General features: G+C 62.8%; 14 protein-coding genes. 5 read left to right on the top strand and 9 right to left on the bottom strand.

What is annotated here, in order from left to right:
• Nucleotides 1-138 precede the first annotated feature (138 nt).
• Nucleotides 139-717: a hypothetical protein gene (locus ACVDHI_RS02075; protein WP_223302574.1), complete on the bottom strand. Its 579-nt coding sequence runs from the start codon at nt 715-717 to the stop codon at nt 139-141.
• Nucleotides 718-1,069: 352 nt separating this feature from the next.
• On the opposite strand from ACVDHI_RS02075, the gene ACVDHI_RS02070 reads away from it, so the two are divergent.
• On the top strand, nt 1,070-2,371 hold the full coding sequence (locus ACVDHI_RS02070; protein WP_042864209.1) for a sigma-54 dependent transcriptional regulator: 1,302 nt from the start codon (nt 1,070-1,072) through the stop codon (nt 2,369-2,371).
• Nucleotides 2,372-2,469: 98 nt separating this feature from the next.
• Here the strand turns inward: ACVDHI_RS02070 and ybaL are convergent, their stop codons facing one another.
• Both ybaL and ggt read right to left on the bottom strand, forming a co-directional pair.
• Nucleotides 2,470-4,101, bottom strand: a complete 1,632-nt coding sequence (gene ybaL, locus ACVDHI_RS02065) for a YbaL family putative K(+) efflux transporter (protein ID WP_447211630.1) — start codon at nt 4,099-4,101, stop codon at nt 2,470-2,472.
• A 374-nt stretch (nt 4,102-4,475) separates the two neighbouring features.
• On the bottom strand, nt 4,476-6,257 hold the full coding sequence (gene ggt, locus ACVDHI_RS02060) for a gamma-glutamyltransferase (protein WP_447211629.1): 1,782 nt from the start codon (nt 6,255-6,257) through the stop codon (nt 4,476-4,478).
• A 112-nt stretch (nt 6,258-6,369) separates the two neighbouring features.
• Here ggt and ACVDHI_RS02055 point away from each other — a divergent pair, with 112 nt between their 5' ends.
• Nucleotides 6,370-6,987, top strand: a complete 618-nt coding sequence (locus ACVDHI_RS02055) for an arylesterase (protein WP_202016617.1) — start codon at nt 6,370-6,372, stop codon at nt 6,985-6,987.
• 156 nt (nt 6,988-7,143) lie between these two features.
• Here the strand turns inward: ACVDHI_RS02055 and rdgC are convergent, their stop codons facing one another.
• Nucleotides 7,144-8,055 carry a recombination-associated protein RdgC gene (gene rdgC / locus ACVDHI_RS02050; RefSeq protein WP_010673564.1) on the bottom strand — a complete coding sequence of 304 codons (912 nt, stop codon included), beginning with the start codon at nt 8,053-8,055 and terminating at the stop codon, nt 7,144-7,146.
• A gap of 179 nt (nt 8,056-8,234) precedes the next feature.
• On the opposite strand from rdgC, the gene ACVDHI_RS02045 reads away from it, so the two are divergent.
• The 3 genes from ACVDHI_RS02045 (at nt 8,235) to ACVDHI_RS02035 (ending at nt 13,752) form a co-directional block, all read left to right on the top strand.
• Nucleotides 8,235-8,663: a GNAT family N-acetyltransferase gene (locus ACVDHI_RS02045; RefSeq protein ID WP_010673565.1), complete on the top strand. Its 429-nt coding sequence runs from the start codon at nt 8,235-8,237 to the stop codon at nt 8,661-8,663.
• A gap of 110 nt (nt 8,664-8,773) precedes the next feature.
• Entirely contained in the window at nt 8,774-10,000 is a 1,227-nt protein-coding gene (locus ACVDHI_RS02040) for an exonuclease SbcCD subunit D C-terminal domain-containing protein (RefSeq protein WP_447211628.1), read from the top strand.
• On the top strand, nt 9,997-13,752 hold the full coding sequence (locus ACVDHI_RS02035) for an AAA family ATPase (protein WP_447211627.1): 3,756 nt from the start codon (nt 9,997-9,999) through the stop codon (nt 13,750-13,752). Before ACVDHI_RS02040 ends, ACVDHI_RS02035 begins: the two co-directional genes overlap by 4 nt.
• Nucleotides 13,753-13,833: 81 nt before the next feature.
• Here the strand turns inward: ACVDHI_RS02035 and ACVDHI_RS02030 are convergent, their stop codons facing one another.
• From ACVDHI_RS02030 to cysK, 5 genes are all read right to left on the bottom strand, one after another.
• Nucleotides 13,834-14,379, bottom strand: coding sequence for a cytochrome b (locus ACVDHI_RS02030; RefSeq protein ID WP_039039343.1), 546 nt, complete (start codon nt 14,377-14,379; stop codon nt 13,834-13,836).
• 254 nt (nt 14,380-14,633) lie between these two features.
• Nucleotides 14,634-15,143, bottom strand: coding sequence for a PTS glucose transporter subunit IIA (gene crr, locus ACVDHI_RS02025; protein ID WP_010673569.1), 510 nt, complete (start codon nt 15,141-15,143; stop codon nt 14,634-14,636).
• Nucleotides 15,144-15,186: 43 nt separating this feature from the next.
• Nucleotides 15,187-16,914: a phosphoenolpyruvate-protein phosphotransferase PtsI gene (gene ptsI / locus ACVDHI_RS02020; protein ID WP_041213301.1), complete on the bottom strand. Its 1,728-nt coding sequence runs from the start codon at nt 16,912-16,914 to the stop codon at nt 15,187-15,189.
• A gap of 44 nt (nt 16,915-16,958) precedes the next feature.
• A complete protein-coding gene (locus tag ACVDHI_RS02015) occupies nt 16,959-17,216 on the bottom strand; it encodes an HPr family phosphocarrier protein (RefSeq protein WP_005303128.1) in 258 nt (85 codons plus the stop codon).
• Between the two features lie 443 nt (nt 17,217-17,659).
• A complete protein-coding gene (cysK, locus tag ACVDHI_RS02010; protein ID WP_010673571.1) occupies nt 17,660-18,628 on the bottom strand; it encodes a cysteine synthase A in 969 nt (322 codons plus the stop codon).
• Between the last annotated feature and the right edge of the window lie 108 nt (nt 18,629-18,736).

The raw sequence follows: 18,736 nt of genomic DNA, 5'->3' as shown, positions 1-18,736 counted from the left end.
CCCGACATGGCCATGATGACCGCGGCGGCTAATGAGCTATAAATAAGTCCACGCATAATGAGTCTCTCCATTGAACTTTCAGCGGAAGATATGCCCATCGGCTGATACCCCCGGGCCTGGCTTCCTATCCCTGCGGCATCATGGGGATGCCGTTACTGCGCCAGCCAGGGGCAGGGAAACCATGTTGACTGACTGGTTTCCCTGTCCCGTGACCTGGTTCACCTGAATGACCCCCTTGCTGCCCGTGAGGGCGGTGTCATCCAGATAGATGCTGGTAGTGGTGTTGGCGGGGGGCTTTCCCCCTGGGGTCTTCGCGACACTGGAGCTGAGATTGATGTCGGTCACGACACCCAGGCCGCTGTCATCGAGGGACAGGGCGAAGGCGTTCAGTTGCTGGTTGCCCTCACCCGCCCCCTGATTGATGCCGACCAGTCCCCGGTTCTGGCTCAGGGCCGAGCCCAGGATGGCGACGCTCTGGCTGCCGTTCAGATTGGTGGTGGATTGATTCAGCTGGCCAAATTGAATGACGGCCGGACCCGAAATGGCGATGGCGGCAAGATTGCCTTGCTGGTTGTTATTACCGGCAACCATATTGACGCCCATGGAACCACGAATATTGCTCAATGCCTGAGCACCGAGATCGACCCGGTTTTGTGCCAATGAGGGGGTGGCAAATGCCAGAAAAGGAAATGTTGCCAATGCAATATATGTCTTCATGTTCTGTCTCCATCTGCCAGGAGGGCTTATTGGAGAGAGCAACGACCATGCCAATTGGCAATACTTTGATTTTTAACTGTTTTTTATTTGATATGATTGTTTTTATGTCTCAATGTTGAGAGCGACATATTATGTCGCCAAGTAAGCGCTTATTTATCAAAGGGTTTATTTTTTCTCACCGATATTTTTGCCGTCTCAATATTGTGGTGCCATCAGTCTAAAGGCGGGATGGTTTATAGTTATCATCGTCTGGCCATATTAAACGGCGCCATTTGATGATAAAGGGAGTTATCTGGATAAGTCGTCAGCGTCAGACTCCCTCGTGCAGTGGTGATAACAAGGAGTTGTCCCTATGACAGAAACGGCATTGTTGCTCATCAATTCATGTGCCGTACTGGAAAGCCTGCTGGAACAAGGTGAGTGGCAGGTGGAGCAGGCAAGCTCCCTGGTGGTGGCAGAGAAAAAACTGCAGGAAAAGGACTATCCCCTGGTGCTGGTGGTGATCGAGCATCAGCAGCACGAAGCCCTCTACAACCTGATAGCGCAGCACTCCGGCGCCTTGTGGATCGGCCTCATCCAGCGGGACTGTCTCGCCAGCGAAGCCCTTCGCAATTTGCTGGCAGCCTGTTTTCATGATTTTCACACCTTTCCCTTGGACAGAGACAGGCTCTCCCACAGCCTGGGACATGCCCTGGGGATGGCGCGCCTCATCCGGCGACACCGCCCCAGACTGCAACCCCAGCTGCGTTTCATCCAGGGGGAGAGCGCCCCCATCCGCCAGTTGCGCGACCAGATCGTGCGGTTGCAGCATTGCCGCCTGCCCGTATTGGTGACGGGACCGAGCGGCACGGGTAAGGAGCTGGTGGCCCGGGAGCTGCACTACAGCACGTTCGGGGAGGAGAGCCCCTTCGTGGCGGTCAATTGCGGGGCCATGCCCCATCAGCTCATCCAGTCCGAGCTGTTCGGCCACGTCAAGGGGGCCTTCACCGGGGCACAGCACCACAAGATAGGCAAGATAGAGGCCGCCGATGGCGGCACCCTGTTTCTCGACGAGATAGGGGAGCTGCCGCTGGAGGATCAGGCAACCCTGCTGCGCTTCTTGCAGGAGCAGTGCATAGAGGCGGTGGGCAGCCACCTGTCGCGTCGTGTGGATGTGCGGATCATCGCGGCCACCAATATCGATGTGGAGCAGGCGGTGGCCAGCGGCGGCTTTCGCATGGATCTCTACTACCGGCTCAACGTGGTGCGCCTGCGTACCCCGGCCTTGTGCGAGCGGGCGGAAGACATCCAGCTCCTTGCCGATGACATTCTGGCGGAAGTGCGGGGCGGGCGGGTGCTCAGTTTCACCCGCAAGGCGCGCCAGGCCATGCAGTCCTATGGCTGGCCGGGGAATGTGAGGGAGCTGCGCAACCGGGTGCAGCGGGCGGCGGTCATGTGCAGCGGCCCCTTCATCGAAGCCGATGACATGGAGCTGACCAACATGGACAGCCTGCTGCTCGACGGCTCGCTCAAGGCGGTGCGCGAAGCGGCGGAGCGTCAGGCCTTGCAACGGACGCTGGCCCGCTTCCCCGATCAGCTCGAGGAGGTGGCCCGCACGCTCGACATCTCCCGGGCCACCCTCTATCGCCTGCTGGACAAGCACGATCTGCTGTGAGGGGACGGCAGTATCGCCCCGTCATGCAAAAAGCCCGGGCAGCAGGCCCGGGCTTCTTGTCTAGCCCCGTCGTGGGGACTCGTGACTTCCGATGAGCTTCAGGCCATCTCCATGGCCAGGTGACAGAGTCGCCGCGCAGCCTCCTCCTCGCTCTTGACCACCTGATGCACGCCGCGCACGCGCAGATGATGCACCTCCTCGTGCTGGTGGGCACAGGCGGCGATGCGCATCAGGGCGCCGTATTCCTGCGCCCTGATGGCTATCTCACCGGCCAGCAGGCTGTCATCCAGGGTGATCAGCAGCCAACTGGCGTTGGGCAGTGCCGCCGTCAGCAGATCCTGCTGGATGGGATGGCCCGCCAGACAGGTGATCCCCATGGCGCGCCAAGGGGCCAGCAGTCGCTCATCGGTGTCGATCACCACCATCTCCCTGCCTTGTTCATGCAACTGCCAGATGAGGTGCTGACCTATCTCGTCGGCGCCCACTACCACCACATGGCCCTGCAAGGGGCAGAGGTGAGGTGACTCATCGGTGCGTGGCTCGGGATGGCGCCTCAGCCAACGCTCCACCTGGTTGAAGACCAGCGGATTGAGCACGATGGAGAAACAGGCGCCGACCAGCACCAGATCCCGGGCGACCCCGGGGACCAGTTCGAGCATGACCCCGAGACCCATCAGGATGAAGGAGAACTCCCCCACCTGGGCCAGGCTGGCGGAGATGGTCAGCGCCGTGCGCTGGCTGTGGCCAAAGAGCCGCACGATGGCGAAGGCGGCCACCGATTTGCCGATCACGATGACGAACAGGGTGGCCATCACGGCCAGGGGCTCGCGCAGCAGGATGACGGGGTCGAACAGCATGCCCACGGAGACGAAGAAGAGCACGGCAAAGGCGTCCTGCAGGGGCAGGGTGTCGTTGGCCGCCTTGTGGCTCAGATGGGAGCTGTTCATCACGACGCCGGCGAAGAAGGCGCCGAGGGCAAAGGAGACGCCAAACAGCTTGACGGCGCCAAAAGCGATGCCCAGGGAACAGGAGAGGACGGCCAGGGTGAACAGCTCGCGGGAGCCGGTGGCGGCGGTGCGGGCCAGCAGCCAGGGGATGAGGCGTCGCCCGCCGATGACCATCAGGGCGATGAAGGCAGCCACCTTGGCCAGGGTCAGGCCGATATCCGCCATCACCTGTGCCGGGGTCAGTGCCTCGCCCCCTTGCTGCAGGTTGGCGAGGATGGGGAGCAGTACCAGGGCCAGCACCATCACCAGATCCTCCACGATGAGCCAGCCGATGGCGATGCGTCCCTCGTTGGTGTCGAGCTGGCCGCGGCTCTCCAGGGCGCGCAGCAGCACCACGGTACTGGCGGTGGAGAGGGCCAGGCCAAACACCAGGCCGGCGGTCACGGTCCAGTCGAGCAGTTGGGAGAGGCCAAGGCCGAGCAGGGTCGCAAGAGTTATCTGGACGATGGCTCCCGGGATGGCGATGTGTTTCACCGACAGCAGGTCTTTCACGGAAAAGTGCAGGCCGACACCAAACATCAGCAGGATGACGCCGATTTCGGCCAGCTCGGGGGCGAGCCGCAGATCGGCGACATAGCCCGGCGTAAAGGGGCCGCATACCACGCCGGCCGCGAGGTAGCCCACCATGGGGGAGATGCGCAGGCGGCTTGCCAGCATGCCGAAGAGGTAGGCCAGCACGAGGCCGCCTACCAGGGTGGTGATAAGGGGGAGTGAGTGGTCCATGTCGTCACCTCGCTAATGGCAGTCAGGGGCTACCAGATCACCCGAAGGCGAAGAGGGCAGCTGTCAATGAGCAGGGGGCGAAAGAGACAGAAGTTGGCCGTATCAAGGGGAAATCTTGAGGGCAACAGATGCCGTTTCTATTGAAAAGTAATGCATTTATATGCCATGAGCAACACTGTTCCAGTTTTTTCGTTGATTTTGATGAAAAGCATCTTTAATGCATTGCGATTGGGTGAAAAGAGTGTGCAGTTAAAGAAAAATTGGCAGGAATAATCAATCGGTGATGATATTGGGAGGCAAGGGAGAACACCTATGAGCACACGGCATGGAGGAGGCGGGCCTCCTCCATGGTGAACGAGGGTGCTGAAGAGGCATCACTCTCCCCTGGCGACCCCCTCACGTCTGGGGTCTGCGGCCCCCAGCCAGCCGCCGGCATGGCGCTGGACGCCCTGCAGCCCGGAGGTCTGCTCGTTAAGCAGGACCTCGTGCCCTCTGGCCTTGAGCCCCTGAACCACGGCGTCGGGCGTGCGCCCCTGCTCCAGCTCGGTGGGGCCGTTGCGACTGCCGAAATTGGGCAGGTTGATGGCTTGCTGCAGGTCGAGCCCCCAATCCTGGGTGCCGAGCAGCGCCTTGCCCACGTAGTTGATGATGGCCGAGCCTCCCGGGGAGCCCAGGCTCATCTCGAGCTCGCCGCTTGCCTTGTCAAACACCAGCAGGGGCGACATGGAGGAGCGGGGGCGCTTGCCGGGCTCCACCCGGTTGGCCACCGGCAGGCCGGCGGCGTCCACCGAGGTGAAGGAGAAGTCGGTGAGCTGGTTGTTCAGCAGGTAGCCGTTGACCATCAGCCGCGAGCCGAAGCCATCCTCGATGGAGCTGGTCATGGCCACCGCCATGCCGCTCTTGTCCACGATGGAGATGTGGCTGGTGGAGGGCAGCTCCGGGGTGGCGTCCCGGCCCCTGGCCAGCGCCCGTGGCGGGTTGCCGGGCTGGGCGACGCCCATGGAGCGGTTGCCGATAAGGTGCCCCCGCTGCGCCAGATAGCCCTTGTCCAGCAGACCTGTCACCGGCACGTCGACGACGTCGCCGTCGGCCACATACTGGTTGCGATCGGCGAAGGCGAGGCGTGCAGCCTCGCTGTAGAGGTGAATGGCCTCGCTGGAGGCGGCCAGTTGACCCTGCTCCCCCTGTACCGGTTTGAGGGCGGCCATGTCCCGGCTCTCCAGCATGCCGAAAATCTGGCCGAGGGCGATGGTGCCGGAGGAGGGGGTCGGGAAGCCGCAGATCTCGCTCTGGCGATAGTCAAAGCAGAGCCCGTCCCGCAGCTTGGCCCGGTAGCTGGCGAGATCGGCGGCGCTCAGCACCCCGGGGTTGGTCGGGTGGGCGTGCACCTTGGCCACCATGGCCTCGGCCAGCGGGCCGCGATAGAAGGCGCCGGGGCCGTCGCTTGCCAGGGTACGCAGCACCCTTGCCAGGGCCGGGTTGGTGAGCCGGGTACCTGCCGTCTTGGGAGTGCCGTCCGCCTGATAGAAGTAGGCACGGGCGTCCGGATCCCCGGCCAGATAGGGATCTTTTGCCAGCAGGGTGGCGAGGCGGGGGCTTATCACGAACCCTTGCTCCGCGAGGGTGATGGCGGGTTCGAACAGCGTGGCCCAGGGCAGCTTGCCATAGCGCTCGTGCGCCAGGGCCAGGGCACGCACCGTGCCGGGGGCGCCGACGGAGCGCCCGCCCACCACCCCCTCATAGAAGGCCATGGGTTTGCCCGCCTTCATGAAGAGCTGATCGGTGGCAGCGGCGGGGGCTGTCTCCCGGCCATCCACCGCCGCCACCTGCTTGCCGTCCCACACCAGCATGAGGGAGCCGCCGCCGATACCCGAGGATTGGGGCTCCACCAGAGTCAGCACCAGCTGGACGGCGATGGCTGCATCGACGGCGCTGCCCCCCGCCTTGATGATCTGGTAGCCCGCATCCACTGCCAGCGGGTTGGCCGCCGCCACCATGAAGTCACGGCCCTGCCAGCCCGGTTTGTCAATCCAGCCGCTGGCCGCCTCCGGGGCGATCAGGGTCTGGGGAGGAGGGACATAGTGAAAGCCATCCTGGGAGGCGCAGCCGCCAAGCAGGCCGAGGGCGACCAGCAGGCCGAGGGGTTTGAGGGACATGACAGGCTCCTTGTCGGTTTCTTGTTCACCTGCCGAAATGTGTCACACTTGGAGCTTGATTAAAAGTTTGTCTTAATACTCATATGGTTACAAAACTATCAAGGAGGCGCTCATGACACACCGGGGGACGCTGGCGAAACCTTGCATGGCGGGGCTGCTCTGCCTGTTGCTGGCGGCCTGCGGGGAGCCGACCTTCAGACCGCTGGCCCAGGGGGAGACCCTGCTCGCCTTCGGGGACAGTCTGACCGAGGGGCGCGGGGTGAGCCCGTCCCAAAGCTACCCCAGCGTGCTGGCGACCCTGAGCGGCCATCCCGTGGTCAATGGCGGGGTGTCCGGAGAGCTGAGCCAGGCCGGCAGGGCCCGCCTGCCCGGGTTGCTGGCCCGGCACAGACCCGCTCTGGTCATCCTGCTGGAGGGGGGCAACGACATCCTGCGTGGCAGCGGGGAGGCGGCCCTCAAGGCCAATCTCGCTGCCATGATAGAGGCGGTGCAGGGGAGCGGGGCCCAGATCCTGCTTGTCGGGGTGCCCCGAAAATCCCTGTTTGCCGATGGCGCTCCCCTCTACGAGGAGCTGGCAGAGCAGTACGGGCTGGTGCTGGACAACGACAGCATCGGTGAGTTGCTGCGAGACCCGGCCCTGAAGTCCGATGCGGTGCATTTCAATGCCGAGGGTTACCGCACCCTGGCGCAGCGATTTCATCGACTGTTGCAGGAAAGGGGGGCACTCTAGCGAGGTGTCATGCTGCCGGGGCAGTGCGCCATGCTACCGCAATCAATGGGGCGCGGCGCGCTACCCCGGAGGGGACCAGCCCGCGGCGACGGTGCCGATGGAGATGAAAAAACCGCCGTGAAGGCGGTTTTTTGCAATCAGGCTGAGCCAATTTGCTTAGATGGACTGCTCTTCACCGCCCAAGGCGGCAAACAGGGCCGGGATGAACTGGGAGAGCTCGGCGGTGACCAGGGCGAAGTCGGCGTCCAGGCGGGCGGCGGGATCCTCGCTGGTGACGTCGTCGTTCTGCTCGCGCAGCTCTTCGCTGAACTTGAGGCGCTTGATGGAGAGATCGTCCCCCAGCACGAAGCTCAGGGTTTCGCCCCAGTTGAGGGCCAGCTTGGTCACCAGCTTGTCGTTGGCCAGGTGGTTCTTGATCTCCTCGCTCATCAGATCCTGCTGCTTGCAGCGGATGATGCCGCCGTGCTCCATGGCGCTGCGCAGCTCGGCTTCATCCTCCAGGGTGAAGGCGGCGGGCAGGTTGCCCTCGTTGAGCCACTCGGTCATGGTGATCTCGGGCGGGTTCTTGAGGGCCACCGGCACCACCGGCAGGGAGCCGATGGATTTGCGCAAGAGCGCCAGCAGATCGTCCGCTTTCTTGGCGGAGCCTGCATCCACCACCATCAGGTTGTCGGCAGGGTTTATCCAGGCGAAGGTCTGGCTGGTGCGGCTGAAGGCGCGGGGCAGCAGGGTGTGCATGATCTCCTCTTTCAGCGCCTCCTTCTCTTTCTTCTTGAGGGCGCGACCCTGCTCGAATTCAATGGCCTCTACCTTCTCCGCCAGCATCTCCTTGACCACGGTGCCGGGCAGCATCTTCTCTTCCTTGCGAGCGCACAGCAGGATGTGGCCAGAGGCGGCGTGGGTCAGGGTGGAGCCGAATTTGCCAAGGGGCTTGACCCACCCGAACCGGGAGATGTCCTGGCTGCCGCATGGGGTGAAGGCGCAGGCTTCCAGCTGGGTTTCCAGCTGCTCAACGGTCAGGTCGAAGGGGCGGGTAAAGCGGTAAATCTGCAGGTTTTTAAACCACATGGCGTCCTCGGTCTCTAGATTGTCCGGCGGGCATTGTACTAGAGAGGCGCTTTGTGATCAGCCAATCATTCTCGCTAAATAAAGGGCGATCGACCTCACAGGGCCCCACCTTGATCCCCCGGGAGCGGGCCCAACTCCCCTAGACTGCGAGTGTTCACATTGCTGACAAGGAGGCGACCATGTTGAGACAGAGTCGGCCGGAAGACATGGAAGAGATCGTCGAAATCTGGCTCCTGGCCTCCCTGCAGGCCCACGATTTCGTCGATGCCTCCTGCTGGTGGCAGGCTCAGGAGGAGCTGCGTACCCGCTACCTCGATCACGCCCGCATCTGGGTGTTCGAGGAGCGAGGGGACCTGCTCGGCTTCATGGCGCTGGTGGATGATTACCTGGCTGCACTCTTCGTGCGCCCCGATAGGCAGGGGCGGGGGGTGGGGCACGCCCTGTTGCAGGAAGCCAGATCCAGATGTGCCGAGCTGCATACCCGGGTCTTCGTGGAGAACGAGCCGGCGGTGCGTTTCTACCGCCGCCACGGCTTTGAAATCGGGGGGGAGGTGCCCGATCCCCTCACCGGCCATCTTCAGTACCAGATGCATTACCAAGCCGTCTGAATCTGACGTCTGGGGCTGCCCCGGTTGAAAACGGGGGGCACCATCCTCATCTTGTCTCCATCCCGGGGCGCCCTCGCCCCCGCTCTCTTCTCCTTATCGAGCCGTTTTCCATGAAGATCCTGCACACCGCCGACTGGCACCTCGGTCATCAGCTTCACGGCCACGACCGCCGCTTCGAACACGACGCCTTCCTCGACTGGCTGGCCGACACCATCAAGACCCGCGACATCGACGCCCTGCTGGTGGCGGGCGATCTGTTCGATACCGCCAACCCTCCCGCCAGCGCCTGGCAGCAGCTCTACCGCTTTCTGGCACGGCTGCGGGCCGAGCACCCGGCACTGGAGATGGTGCTGATCGGCGGCAACCACGACTCTCCCTCCAAGCTGGATGCCCCCCACGAGCTGCTGCGGGCCTTCGACCTGCATCTGGTGGGCAGCATCAGTCGGGACGACGAGGGGCGCCTCGAGACCGAGCGCCTGCTGGTGCCGCTGCGAGGCAAGGATGGCGAAGTGGCCGCCTGGTGCGCCGCCGTGCCGTTTCTGCGCAGCAGCGATCTGCGCCCCGACGGGCTCAGGGAGGGGCAGGACAGACTCATCGAAGGGGTGCGCCAGGTCTATGAAGCGGTGCTGAGCGAGGGGCGGGCGCGCTGCAATCCGGATCAGGCCCTCATCGCCATGGGCCACGCCTATCTGGCGGCGGGCCAGCTCTCTGAGCTCTCCGAGCGGCGAGTGCTCGGCGGCAACCAGCATGCCCTGCCTGCCGAACTGTTTGCCGCCGCCGACTACACGGCGCTGGGTCACCTGCACCTGGCCCAGAGCCCGGCCGAGGGGGTGCACTACAGCGGCTCGCCGCTGCCGCTCTCGCTGGCCGAGGCGAATTACAACCATCAGGTGCTGGAGGTGACGTTTGAGGGGGGCAAGCTGGCCCGCCTTGAGCGGATCCCGGTGCCCCGGGCGGTGGAGATGATCCGCCTGCCCCAGAGCGGCCTCGACGAGGCGCTCAAGGCCATCGAGGCGCTGGCGCTGCCCGCTTGTCCGCAGCAGGCGCAGCCCTTCCTCGAGGTGCGGCTGCTGCTGCCCAAACCCGAGGCCCGCATCCGCGAGCGCGTACTGGCCGCCATCGGCGACAAGCCGGTGCGCCTTGCCCGCATCACGACCAGTTATCAAGGCTCGGGCCAGGGGCTGGCGGATGGTGCCGGCCAGCGCCGGCTCGATGAACTTTCCCCCACCGAGGTGTTTCGCCTCTGCTATCAGCGTCAGTTCGACGGGGAGCCGGAGGCCGAGCTGGTGGCGTCGTTTGAAGAGATCCTGGAGCAGGTGAAGGAGTCCAGCCAATGAAAATCTTGTCGCTGTCAGGGGAGAATCTGGCCAGCCTGACCGGTCAATTCACCATCGATTTTGCCGGTGGCGCCCTGGGGGCCGCCGGCCTGTTTGCCATCACCGGCAATACCGGCGCGGGCAAGAGTACCCTGCTCGATGCCATCTGTCTGGCACTCTACGACGAGATGCCGCGCTTTATCGCCAATCGCAAGAACGTCGCCGAAGTGGGCCGCATGGATGACGAGGAGAAGCTCAAGGCCAACGACGTGCGCGGCATCCTCAGCCGCGGTCACGCCAGCGGTTTTGCCGAGGTGCAGTTTCGCGGCTGCGACGGCCGCATCTGGCTGGCCCGCTGGGCGGTGCGCCGGGCCCGCAACCGTGCCGAGGGGCGCTTTCAGGCCCAGGAACGCAGCCTGACCGACGTGGCGTCGGGCCAGGTGTTCAGTGGCAGCAAGCGGGAGCTGCAGGATCGCATCGACGAGCTGGTAGGACTCTCCTGGGAGCAGTTTCGCCGCGCCGTCATCCTGCCGCAGGGGGAGTTTGCCGCCTTCCTCAAATCGAGCGCCGACGAGCGTTCGGCCCTGCTCGAACGGATGACCGGCACCGAGCTCTACTCCGCCATTTCGGTCCAGACCCATGAGCGGGCGCGGGAGGAGCAGCAGAAACTGGCTGCCATCAGCCAGCGGCTCGGTGACGTGGCGTTGATGGACGAGGCGACCCGCGAGCAGTGGGTGAGCCAGCAGATAAGCCTTGCCACCAGCCTCAAACACGAGCAGCAGCAACAGCAGCTGATGCAGGACTTGCGCGATCTCAACGGCCGCATCGCCGCCCAGTTGCAGGCCTGTCAGGAGGGAGAGGCGGCCCTTGCCGCGGCGGAGGTGGCCCACGCTGCGGCCGCCCCCGAGCGGGAGGAGTTCGCCCGCGCCGAGCAGGCCCAGGTGGCCCGCGCCGATCACGACGAGCTGGCCCGCCTCACTCTTGAGGTGCAGCAGCAGGAGAAGGTGATCGCCGAGCTGGGGCCGGAGCTGGGCAAGCTGGAGGAGCAGACCCAGCAGAGTGCCCTCACCGAACAGCAACTGCTGGCGGAGAAGATCGCCGCCGAGCGCGAGTGGGGAGCCCTGCAACCCGAACTCAAACGGGCGCAGGAGCTCGACACCCGCATTCGGGAAAAGCAGCAGCAACTGCAGAAGATCCAGCAGGAGGGGTCGCAGGAGCGGGAGGTGCTGCTCACTCTGGAACAGGGCTGGCGCCAGCAGCGCCAGCAGGTGGAGCAGCTCAAGGCCCAGCACCTGCAGTGGGGCGCCTGGCTTGAGGAGCACAAGGAGCTGGCGCCGGTGGCCCGCCAGTGGCAGCCCCTGCTCACTGCCATGCAGGATTGGGCCGAGGATGCCGACAGGCTGCAGCAACTGCTCACCCTGCGCGAGCACAAGCTGCGCGCCCTCAGGCAGTTGCAGCACCAGCTGGAGCAGGGCCAGCAGGAGCGCGACTACTGGCAGCGCGAGCAGGCGCGGCTGCAGCAACAGCAGCACGAATTGCAGGAGCAGCAATGGGAGGGGCGCCTGGCCAAGGCGCAGGAGCAGTGGCAAGGGCAGACCGAACAACTGGGCCAGCTGCGCCAGCTGCTGGAGCTGGCGGACTATGGCCGCAATCACGGTGAGCAGCATGGTCGCCTGCAGCAGGAGATCGCCCAGCTGGAGCAGGCGCTCGGCAAGCTGGCCATCCTCGGTGACGAGCTGACGCCGGCCCGCGAGCGGCTCGCCCTGCAACGGGACGAGGCACGCCACGCGCTGGAGCAGTCACGTGCCATCGCCAGTTTCGAGCAGCATCGCCACATCCTGCGCGACGGTGAACCTTGCCCGCTCTGCGGCGCCGAGGAGCACCCCTATCACCAGAGCCAGCCGCAGGTGGCCGGTATTCTCGGCCAGCTGGCGGAGCGCGTCCGCAGCCTGGAGCTCGAGTGGGAGCGGCTCAATCACCAATACATTCAGTGCGAGAGCGAACGCCAGGAGCTGGCCCGCCAGCTGGCAGTGCGTCAGCAGCATCTACCTGAGCTGGAGACGCGCGCCGAGCAGCTGACCCAGCGCTGGCAGCAGCTCGGCGGTGCCGAGCTGCTGGGCCATCCGCTGCCGCTGCGTCAGAGCCCGATCGAGTGGAACGAGTTGATGAGTACCCTGCTCGGCCGCGGCCAGAGTCTGGAGCAGGGACTGGCCCGCAGCCAGCAGCAACTGCGCGAGGCCCAGCAGGGGCTGCAGCAGTTGCAGGCCGTGCGCCAGCAGCTGAGCCAGCTGGCCAGCCAGCACCAGCAGTTCGAGCAGCAGTGGCAGGAGGCCGATCGCCAGCGCATCGCTCTGGAAGGGGAGGTGAATGCGATGGGCGAGCAGGAAACGACCCTGCGCCAGCGCCTTGAGCAGGGGGGCAGCCGGCTCGACGAGCAGATGGGAGGCCAGCCCTGGCGTCAGTGGCTGGGCAGCCAGCAGTGGCGCGAGTGGCAGCGGGCCTGCGAGGCCTGGCTGCACGGTCAGAGCGAGTGGGAGCGGCTGACCGGCGAGATCGCCAGCCTCACCCCGGCCCTGAGCGCTCAGGAGGCGCGTCTGCAGACCCAGCGTGAGCTGCTGCACAAGCTCGAGCGCGACTACAAGGAGCATGAACAGCAACGGCAGGGGCTGGTCACCAGCCGTGCCACCTGCCTGGGGGGCGAGGAGATTGCCCTGGTCGAGAGCCGCTGGCTGCAGCGGCTGCAACAACTGGCCAGCGAGCTGGAGACGATGCAGGGGGCGGCCCGCACCCTGCGCGAGCGCCAGACCGAGCTCAAGACCCGTCTCAGCCATCTGGAGCAGGAGAAGCAGGTGAGCAGCCGGCGGCGACGGGAGGTGCTGGGGCGCTGGGCTGCCCACGCCAGCAGCCTCGGCATCGCCGAATATGATCTGCGCCGCCTGCTGGCCATGAGCCCGGATGAGCTCAAGGGGCGCCGCGCCGCCTTGCAGGCGCTGGAGGATGCCCGCGCCGAGGCGCGTACCCGTTTGACCGAGCGGCAGCGGGCGCTGGCACTGGAGGAGAGCAAGCGGGATCGTTACCGCGAGCATCACCCCGAGCTGGCCGCGCTGGCGCCAGAGGAGCTCGCCAGCCGGTTGACGGCGCTGGAGGCGCACTGCCGCGCCCTCGACGAGCAGCTGTTCCAGTGCAAGAGCACGCTGGCCCAGGCCGAGGCGGCGGCCCTCAAGGCGGGCACCTTGCAGGAGGAGCTGGCTGCCCAGCAGGCGGTGGCGGATCATTGGCAGCGGCTCTCCGATCTTATCGGCTCGGCCAGCGGCGCCAAGCTGCGCACCTTCGCCCAGAGCCTCACGCTGGAGCGGCTGCTGCTGGAGGCCAACGCCCAGCTCGCCGAGCTCTCCCCCCGCTATCGGCTGGAGCGGGTGCCCGGCACCGATCTGGCGCTGCAGGTGGTGGATCTCGACATGGGGGACGAGGTGCGCTCGGTGGACTCCCTCTCCGGCGGCGAGAGCTTCCTGGTGTCGCTGGCGCTGGCGCTGGCCCTCTCCAGCCTGTCGTCGCGCCAGACCCAGGTCGAATCGCTCTTTATCGACGAGGGCTTCGGCACCCTCGATCCCGACAGTCTGGATCTGGCGCTCGCCAGCCTCGATTCCCTGCAGGCGGCCGGCCGCCAGATCGGGGTCATCTCCCACGTGCAGACCCTGGTGGAGCGGATCGGCGTGCAGGTGCGGGTGGAGGCCCTCGGTGGCGGTGAAAGCCGGGTGGTGTTGCCCGGCTGACGACGTGTCGCCCATGACCCTCCATGAGCAAAAAGGCCCCTGTCACAGGGGCCTTTTTGTTGGTGTGCAACCCGTTGCTGGTTATTTGCGCTCGGGCAGCATATTGGTCAGGGTGTTGTCCTTGAGCACATGGTGGTGGTAGATGGCTGCCGCTGCGTGCAGGGCAATCAGAGCATAGCCAATGTTGGCCAGCGTCTCGTGCAACTCCTTGATGGTACCCTTCAGGCCGTCATCGGGGGCGATGAGGGCGGGGAGTGCCAGGCCGAAGAAGGGAATGGGCTTGCCCCCTGCGCTCAACAGCAGCCAGCCCAGCAGCGGGGTGAGGATCAGGAAGCCATAGAGCGCCAGATGGGCGAGCTTGGCCAGCGTGAGCATCAGGGGGGAGAGCTCGGGCACGATACGCGGTGAAGGGCTACCCACGCGCACCAGCAGGCGCACGACCACCAGCGCCAGGATCAGCAGACCCACCATGAAGTGAAACTCCTTCATCAGGTCGCGTCCGGCCGACCCTTTGGGGAAGATGTCCCTGAACTCCATCAGGCCGTAGACGGCGATCATCAGCAGCAAGGTCAACCAGTGCAGCCCTATGCTCAGGCTGCCATAACGTTGTTCGGAATTTCTCAGCATCGTTGTCTCCTCGCCACTTAAGCGGCTTATCTCTTTTCATCCCGTCTCATATCGAGCCAAAGGACCCGCAGGTATCCCTCTTGAGGGTACTCGGCTTGCTTATGCCCGTGTTGATCTCGATAACATTTCTGCCTGTTTGCCGTCATGCTGACCTGTGCGGGAGCCCATGGAATATCGGGAGATGGAAGGGGCAAAAAAAAACCGAAGCACCAGGCTTCGGTTTTTGGCGGTCACTGGCGTCAGGCCAGGGCGCATTATTTCTTGATGCGGATCACCGGGGTTTCGCCCACGGTCACGGCGCCAGTCATTTTCACCAGCTCTTTGATCTCGTCCATGTTGGAGATGACCACAGGTGTCAGGGTAGACTTGGCTTTAGCTTCCAGAACGGCCAGATCGAACTCGATGATGGTGTCACCGCGCTTGACCTGTTGACCTTCCTGAGCGATACGGGTGAAACCTTCACCCTTCAGCTCGACGGTGTCGATACCGAAGTGAACGAACAGCTCGATACCAGAGTCGGACTCCAGAGAGAACGCGTGGTTGGTCTCGAAGATTTTGCCGATGGTGCCGTCGCACGGAGCAACCATCTTGTTGCCGGCTGGCTTGATGGCGATGCCGTCGCCGACGATCTTCTCGGCGAAGACGACGTCAGGCACATCTTCGATGGGGACGATTTCGCCGGACAGCGGAGCAAAGATTTCGATGCCGCCAGTGTCAGAACTGTCGTCGGAAACCAGTTTCTTCAGTTTGTCGAACAGACCCATAGTAAAAGCTCCTAGAGATGATTGTCGCTGTTTGCAGCCGATCTTAGCAGACTGCCTTCTGCTTAATAAAGTTATCTACGCACGCTTCGATTTCGGCGGCGGTGGCAAAGCTCAGCGCCTGGTCGGCCATGGCCTTCACATCTTCGAAGTTGGTGTTGCGGATAAGCTTCTTGATACGCGGTACAGAGATGGCGCTCATGGAGAACTCATCCAGACCCATACCCAGCAGCAGCAGGGTGGCGCGTTCGTCACCAGCCAGTTCACCGCACATACCGGTCCACTTGCCATTGTCATGGGAAGCGTCGATCACCATCTTGATCAGGGTCAGGACGGAGGGTGACAGCGGGTTGTACATGGCGGAAATCATCTCGTTACCACGGTCGACAGCCAGGGTGTACTGGGTCAGGTCGTTGGTACCGATACTGAAGAAATCCACTTCCTTGGCCAGATGATGAGCCATCACGGCCGCGGCCGGGGTCTCAATCATGATACCCACTTCGATGGATTCATCAAAGGCTTTGCCTTCGGCACGCAGTTCGGCTTTCAGCGTCTCCACGGTAGCCTTCAGGCTGCGGAACTCTTCGACGGAGATGATCATCGGGAACATGATGCGCAGTTTGCCGAAGGCAGACGCACGCAGGATGGCCCGCAGCTGGGCGTGCATGATGTCGGTGCGATCGAAGAAGATACGCACGGCACGCCAGCCCAGGAAGGGGTTCATCTCTTTCGGGAAATTCATGTAGGGCAGTTCTTTGTCGCCGCCGATGTCCATGGTACGGACAATGATCGGTTGATCCGGCATGGCTTCGGCCACTTCCTTGTAAGCCTTGAACTGCTCGTCTTCGGTCGGCAGCGCGTCACGGTCCATGAACAGGAACTCGGTACGGTACAGACCCACGCCTTCGGCGCCGTTGCGGATGGCACCCTCGGTATCCTTGACGGTCCCGATGTTGGCGCACACTTCGACCTGGTGGCCATCCAGAGTAATGGCAGGCAGGTCTTTGAGCTTGGCCAGCTCGTCCTTCTCTGCCTGGAACTGGGCCTGGAACTTCTTGGCTTCGTTCAACTGGTCGGCGGTCGGGTTGATGATGACCTGGTTGTTGATCGCATCCAGCACCAGCATGTCACCGTTCTTGACGCGCTCGGTGATGTCGTTGGTGCCCACGACGGCCGGCAGCTCCAGGGAGCGTGCCATGATGGAGGTGTGGGAGGTACGGCCACCGATGTCGGTGACGAAGCCCAGCACGTATTTCAGGTTGATCTGAGCGGTTTCAGACGGGGTCAGGTCTTTGGCGACCAGGATGACCTCTTCGTCGATGGTGCTCAGGTTGACAACGGCGATGCCCAGTACGTTCTTGACCAGACGGGTGCCGATGTCACGGAAGTCGGTGGCGCGCTCACGCAGATAGGGGTCATCCAGATCGGCCATCATCTTGGCGTACTGTTCGATCACCTCGTGAACGGCTCTGTCGGCAGAGGCTTTGTGTTCTTTGATGAAGGATCTGATATCCCCTTCCAGCTCTTCATCTTCGAGCAGCATGATGTGGCCTTCGAAGATGGCCTCTTTTTCTTCACCGAAGGTGCGACCGGCCATCTCTTTGATGGCTTCCAGCTGTGCGGCTGACTTGGTGCGGGCTTCGAGGAAGCGGTTGATCTCGGCATCAATCTGTTCGGCGGGAATCTTGCCCTGATTGATAACGATTTCATCTTCTTTCAGAAGAAGCGCCTTGCCGAATGCGATACCGGGGGACGCAAGAATGCCAGATATCATAATCCTTCCTATTAAAACGACTGTGGGGGAGGAGTAAAGCTGGATTACTCCAGCTCGTCCATCAGGGCAACCAGCTTCTCAACGGCTTTCTGAGCGTCCGGGCCGTCAGCCTGGATGGTCACGTTGGTGCCTTTGGTCAGACCCAGGGTCTGGAGCTTGAACAGGCTCTTGGCGCTGGCGGATTTGCCACCGGAGACCACAGTGATCTCGCTTTGGAATTCTTTGGCTTCTTTCACGAACTGAGCTGCAGGACGGGTGTGCAGGCCGTTTTCAGCAGTAATAACAACAGACTTCTCGTACATGGTTTCACCCCATATTATTGATATTGTTTGGAGAGATGGTCGCCAATGAGGCTTCCTGTCTCACCGTGTCAGTATGGATATGTTGTAAAGTAACGAAATCAGACCTGCAATGGTTTAATCCAGGTCAATTTTCTGTGCAGTATTCGGCGTCGTGGCCAGGTATTTTTTCGCTATCAGGCTGCAAGCCGCGTCAGGCCTGGCCTGAAATTATTTTATAACGAAAAATAACACTTTGTTACCTTGTGATACCTTGCCAGCAAACACCTCGTGACGCCGCACAGGATATGAGATTTATCACAGAATGTCTGCTTTTTTTGTCATATCCAAGTTTGTTATTTTACCCCAAAAAATAAGGGGCCGAGTGGCACTGGTGGCTAGAGAGTTTAGCGCATAATGAAAACGGCGCTCCTCGGAGCGCCGTCGTTTTGGTGTTGGCTGATCAACTACTGCTGCAATTCCTGCTCGCTGAACACACCGGCGAAGAGGGCGCTGGAGAGGTAACGCTCGGCGGCGCTCGGCAGGATGACGACAATCGTTTTCCCTTCGAACTCCGGCTGCTCGGCCAGACGGTTGGCTGCGACCACGGCAGCGCCGGAGCTGATACCGGCCAGGATCCCTTCCTCTTCCATCAGGCGGCGGGCCATCTCGATGGCTTCGTCACTGCTCACCTGCTCGACGCGGTCCAGCAGGCTCAAATCCAGGTTGCCCGGGATGAAGCCGGCGCCGATGCCCTGGATCTTGTGGGGACCGGGCTTTATCTCTTCACCCGCCAGTTTCTGGCTGATGACGGGAGATTCGCTGGGCTCGACCGCCACGGAGACGATGGCCTTGCCTTTGGTCTTCTTGATGTAGCGGGAGACCCCGGTGATGGTGCCGCCGGTGCCGACGCCCGCCACGAACACATCCACCTCGCCATCGGTGGCGTCCCAGATCTCGGGGCCAGTGGTCTGCTCGTGGATTTCCGGGTTGGCCGGGTTTTCAAACTGTTGCAGCAGCACGTACTTGCCCGGCTCGGACTCGAGGATCTCGTTGGCCTTGGCAATGGCGCCCTTCATGCCGAGGGGGCCTTCGGTCAGCACCAGGTTGGCACCCAGGGCCTTGAGCAGTTTGCGGCGCTCCAGGCTCATGGTGGCCGGCATGGTCAGGGTGATGGGATAGCCGCGGGCCGCAGCCACGAATGCCAGGGCAATGCCCGTGTTGCCGCTGGTGGGCTCGATGATCTCCTTGCCCTTGGTCAGTACGCCGCGTTTCTCGGCATCCCAGATGAGGTTGGCACCGATCCGGCACTTGACGCTGAAGCTCGGGTTGCGGCTCTCGATCTTGGCCAGCACGCGGCCCTTGGTAACACGGTTGAGACGAACAAGCGGGGTGTTGCCTATGGTCTGGCTGTTGTCCTCAAAAATTTTGCTCATGGTGCTATCCCTGTGTTTGTTAAGGCGATGAAACAAGATTACCCTGTGGTTTCTGAATGAGAAGTGACGAATCGTTATAACAATATGTTATTACAACATATAGAACTT

Source organism: Aeromonas sp. 25-248, assembly GCF_053005425.1.
The sequence above is the reverse complement of the archived record's forward strand: the minus strand, read 5'-3'. Positions and strand labels throughout refer to the sequence as shown.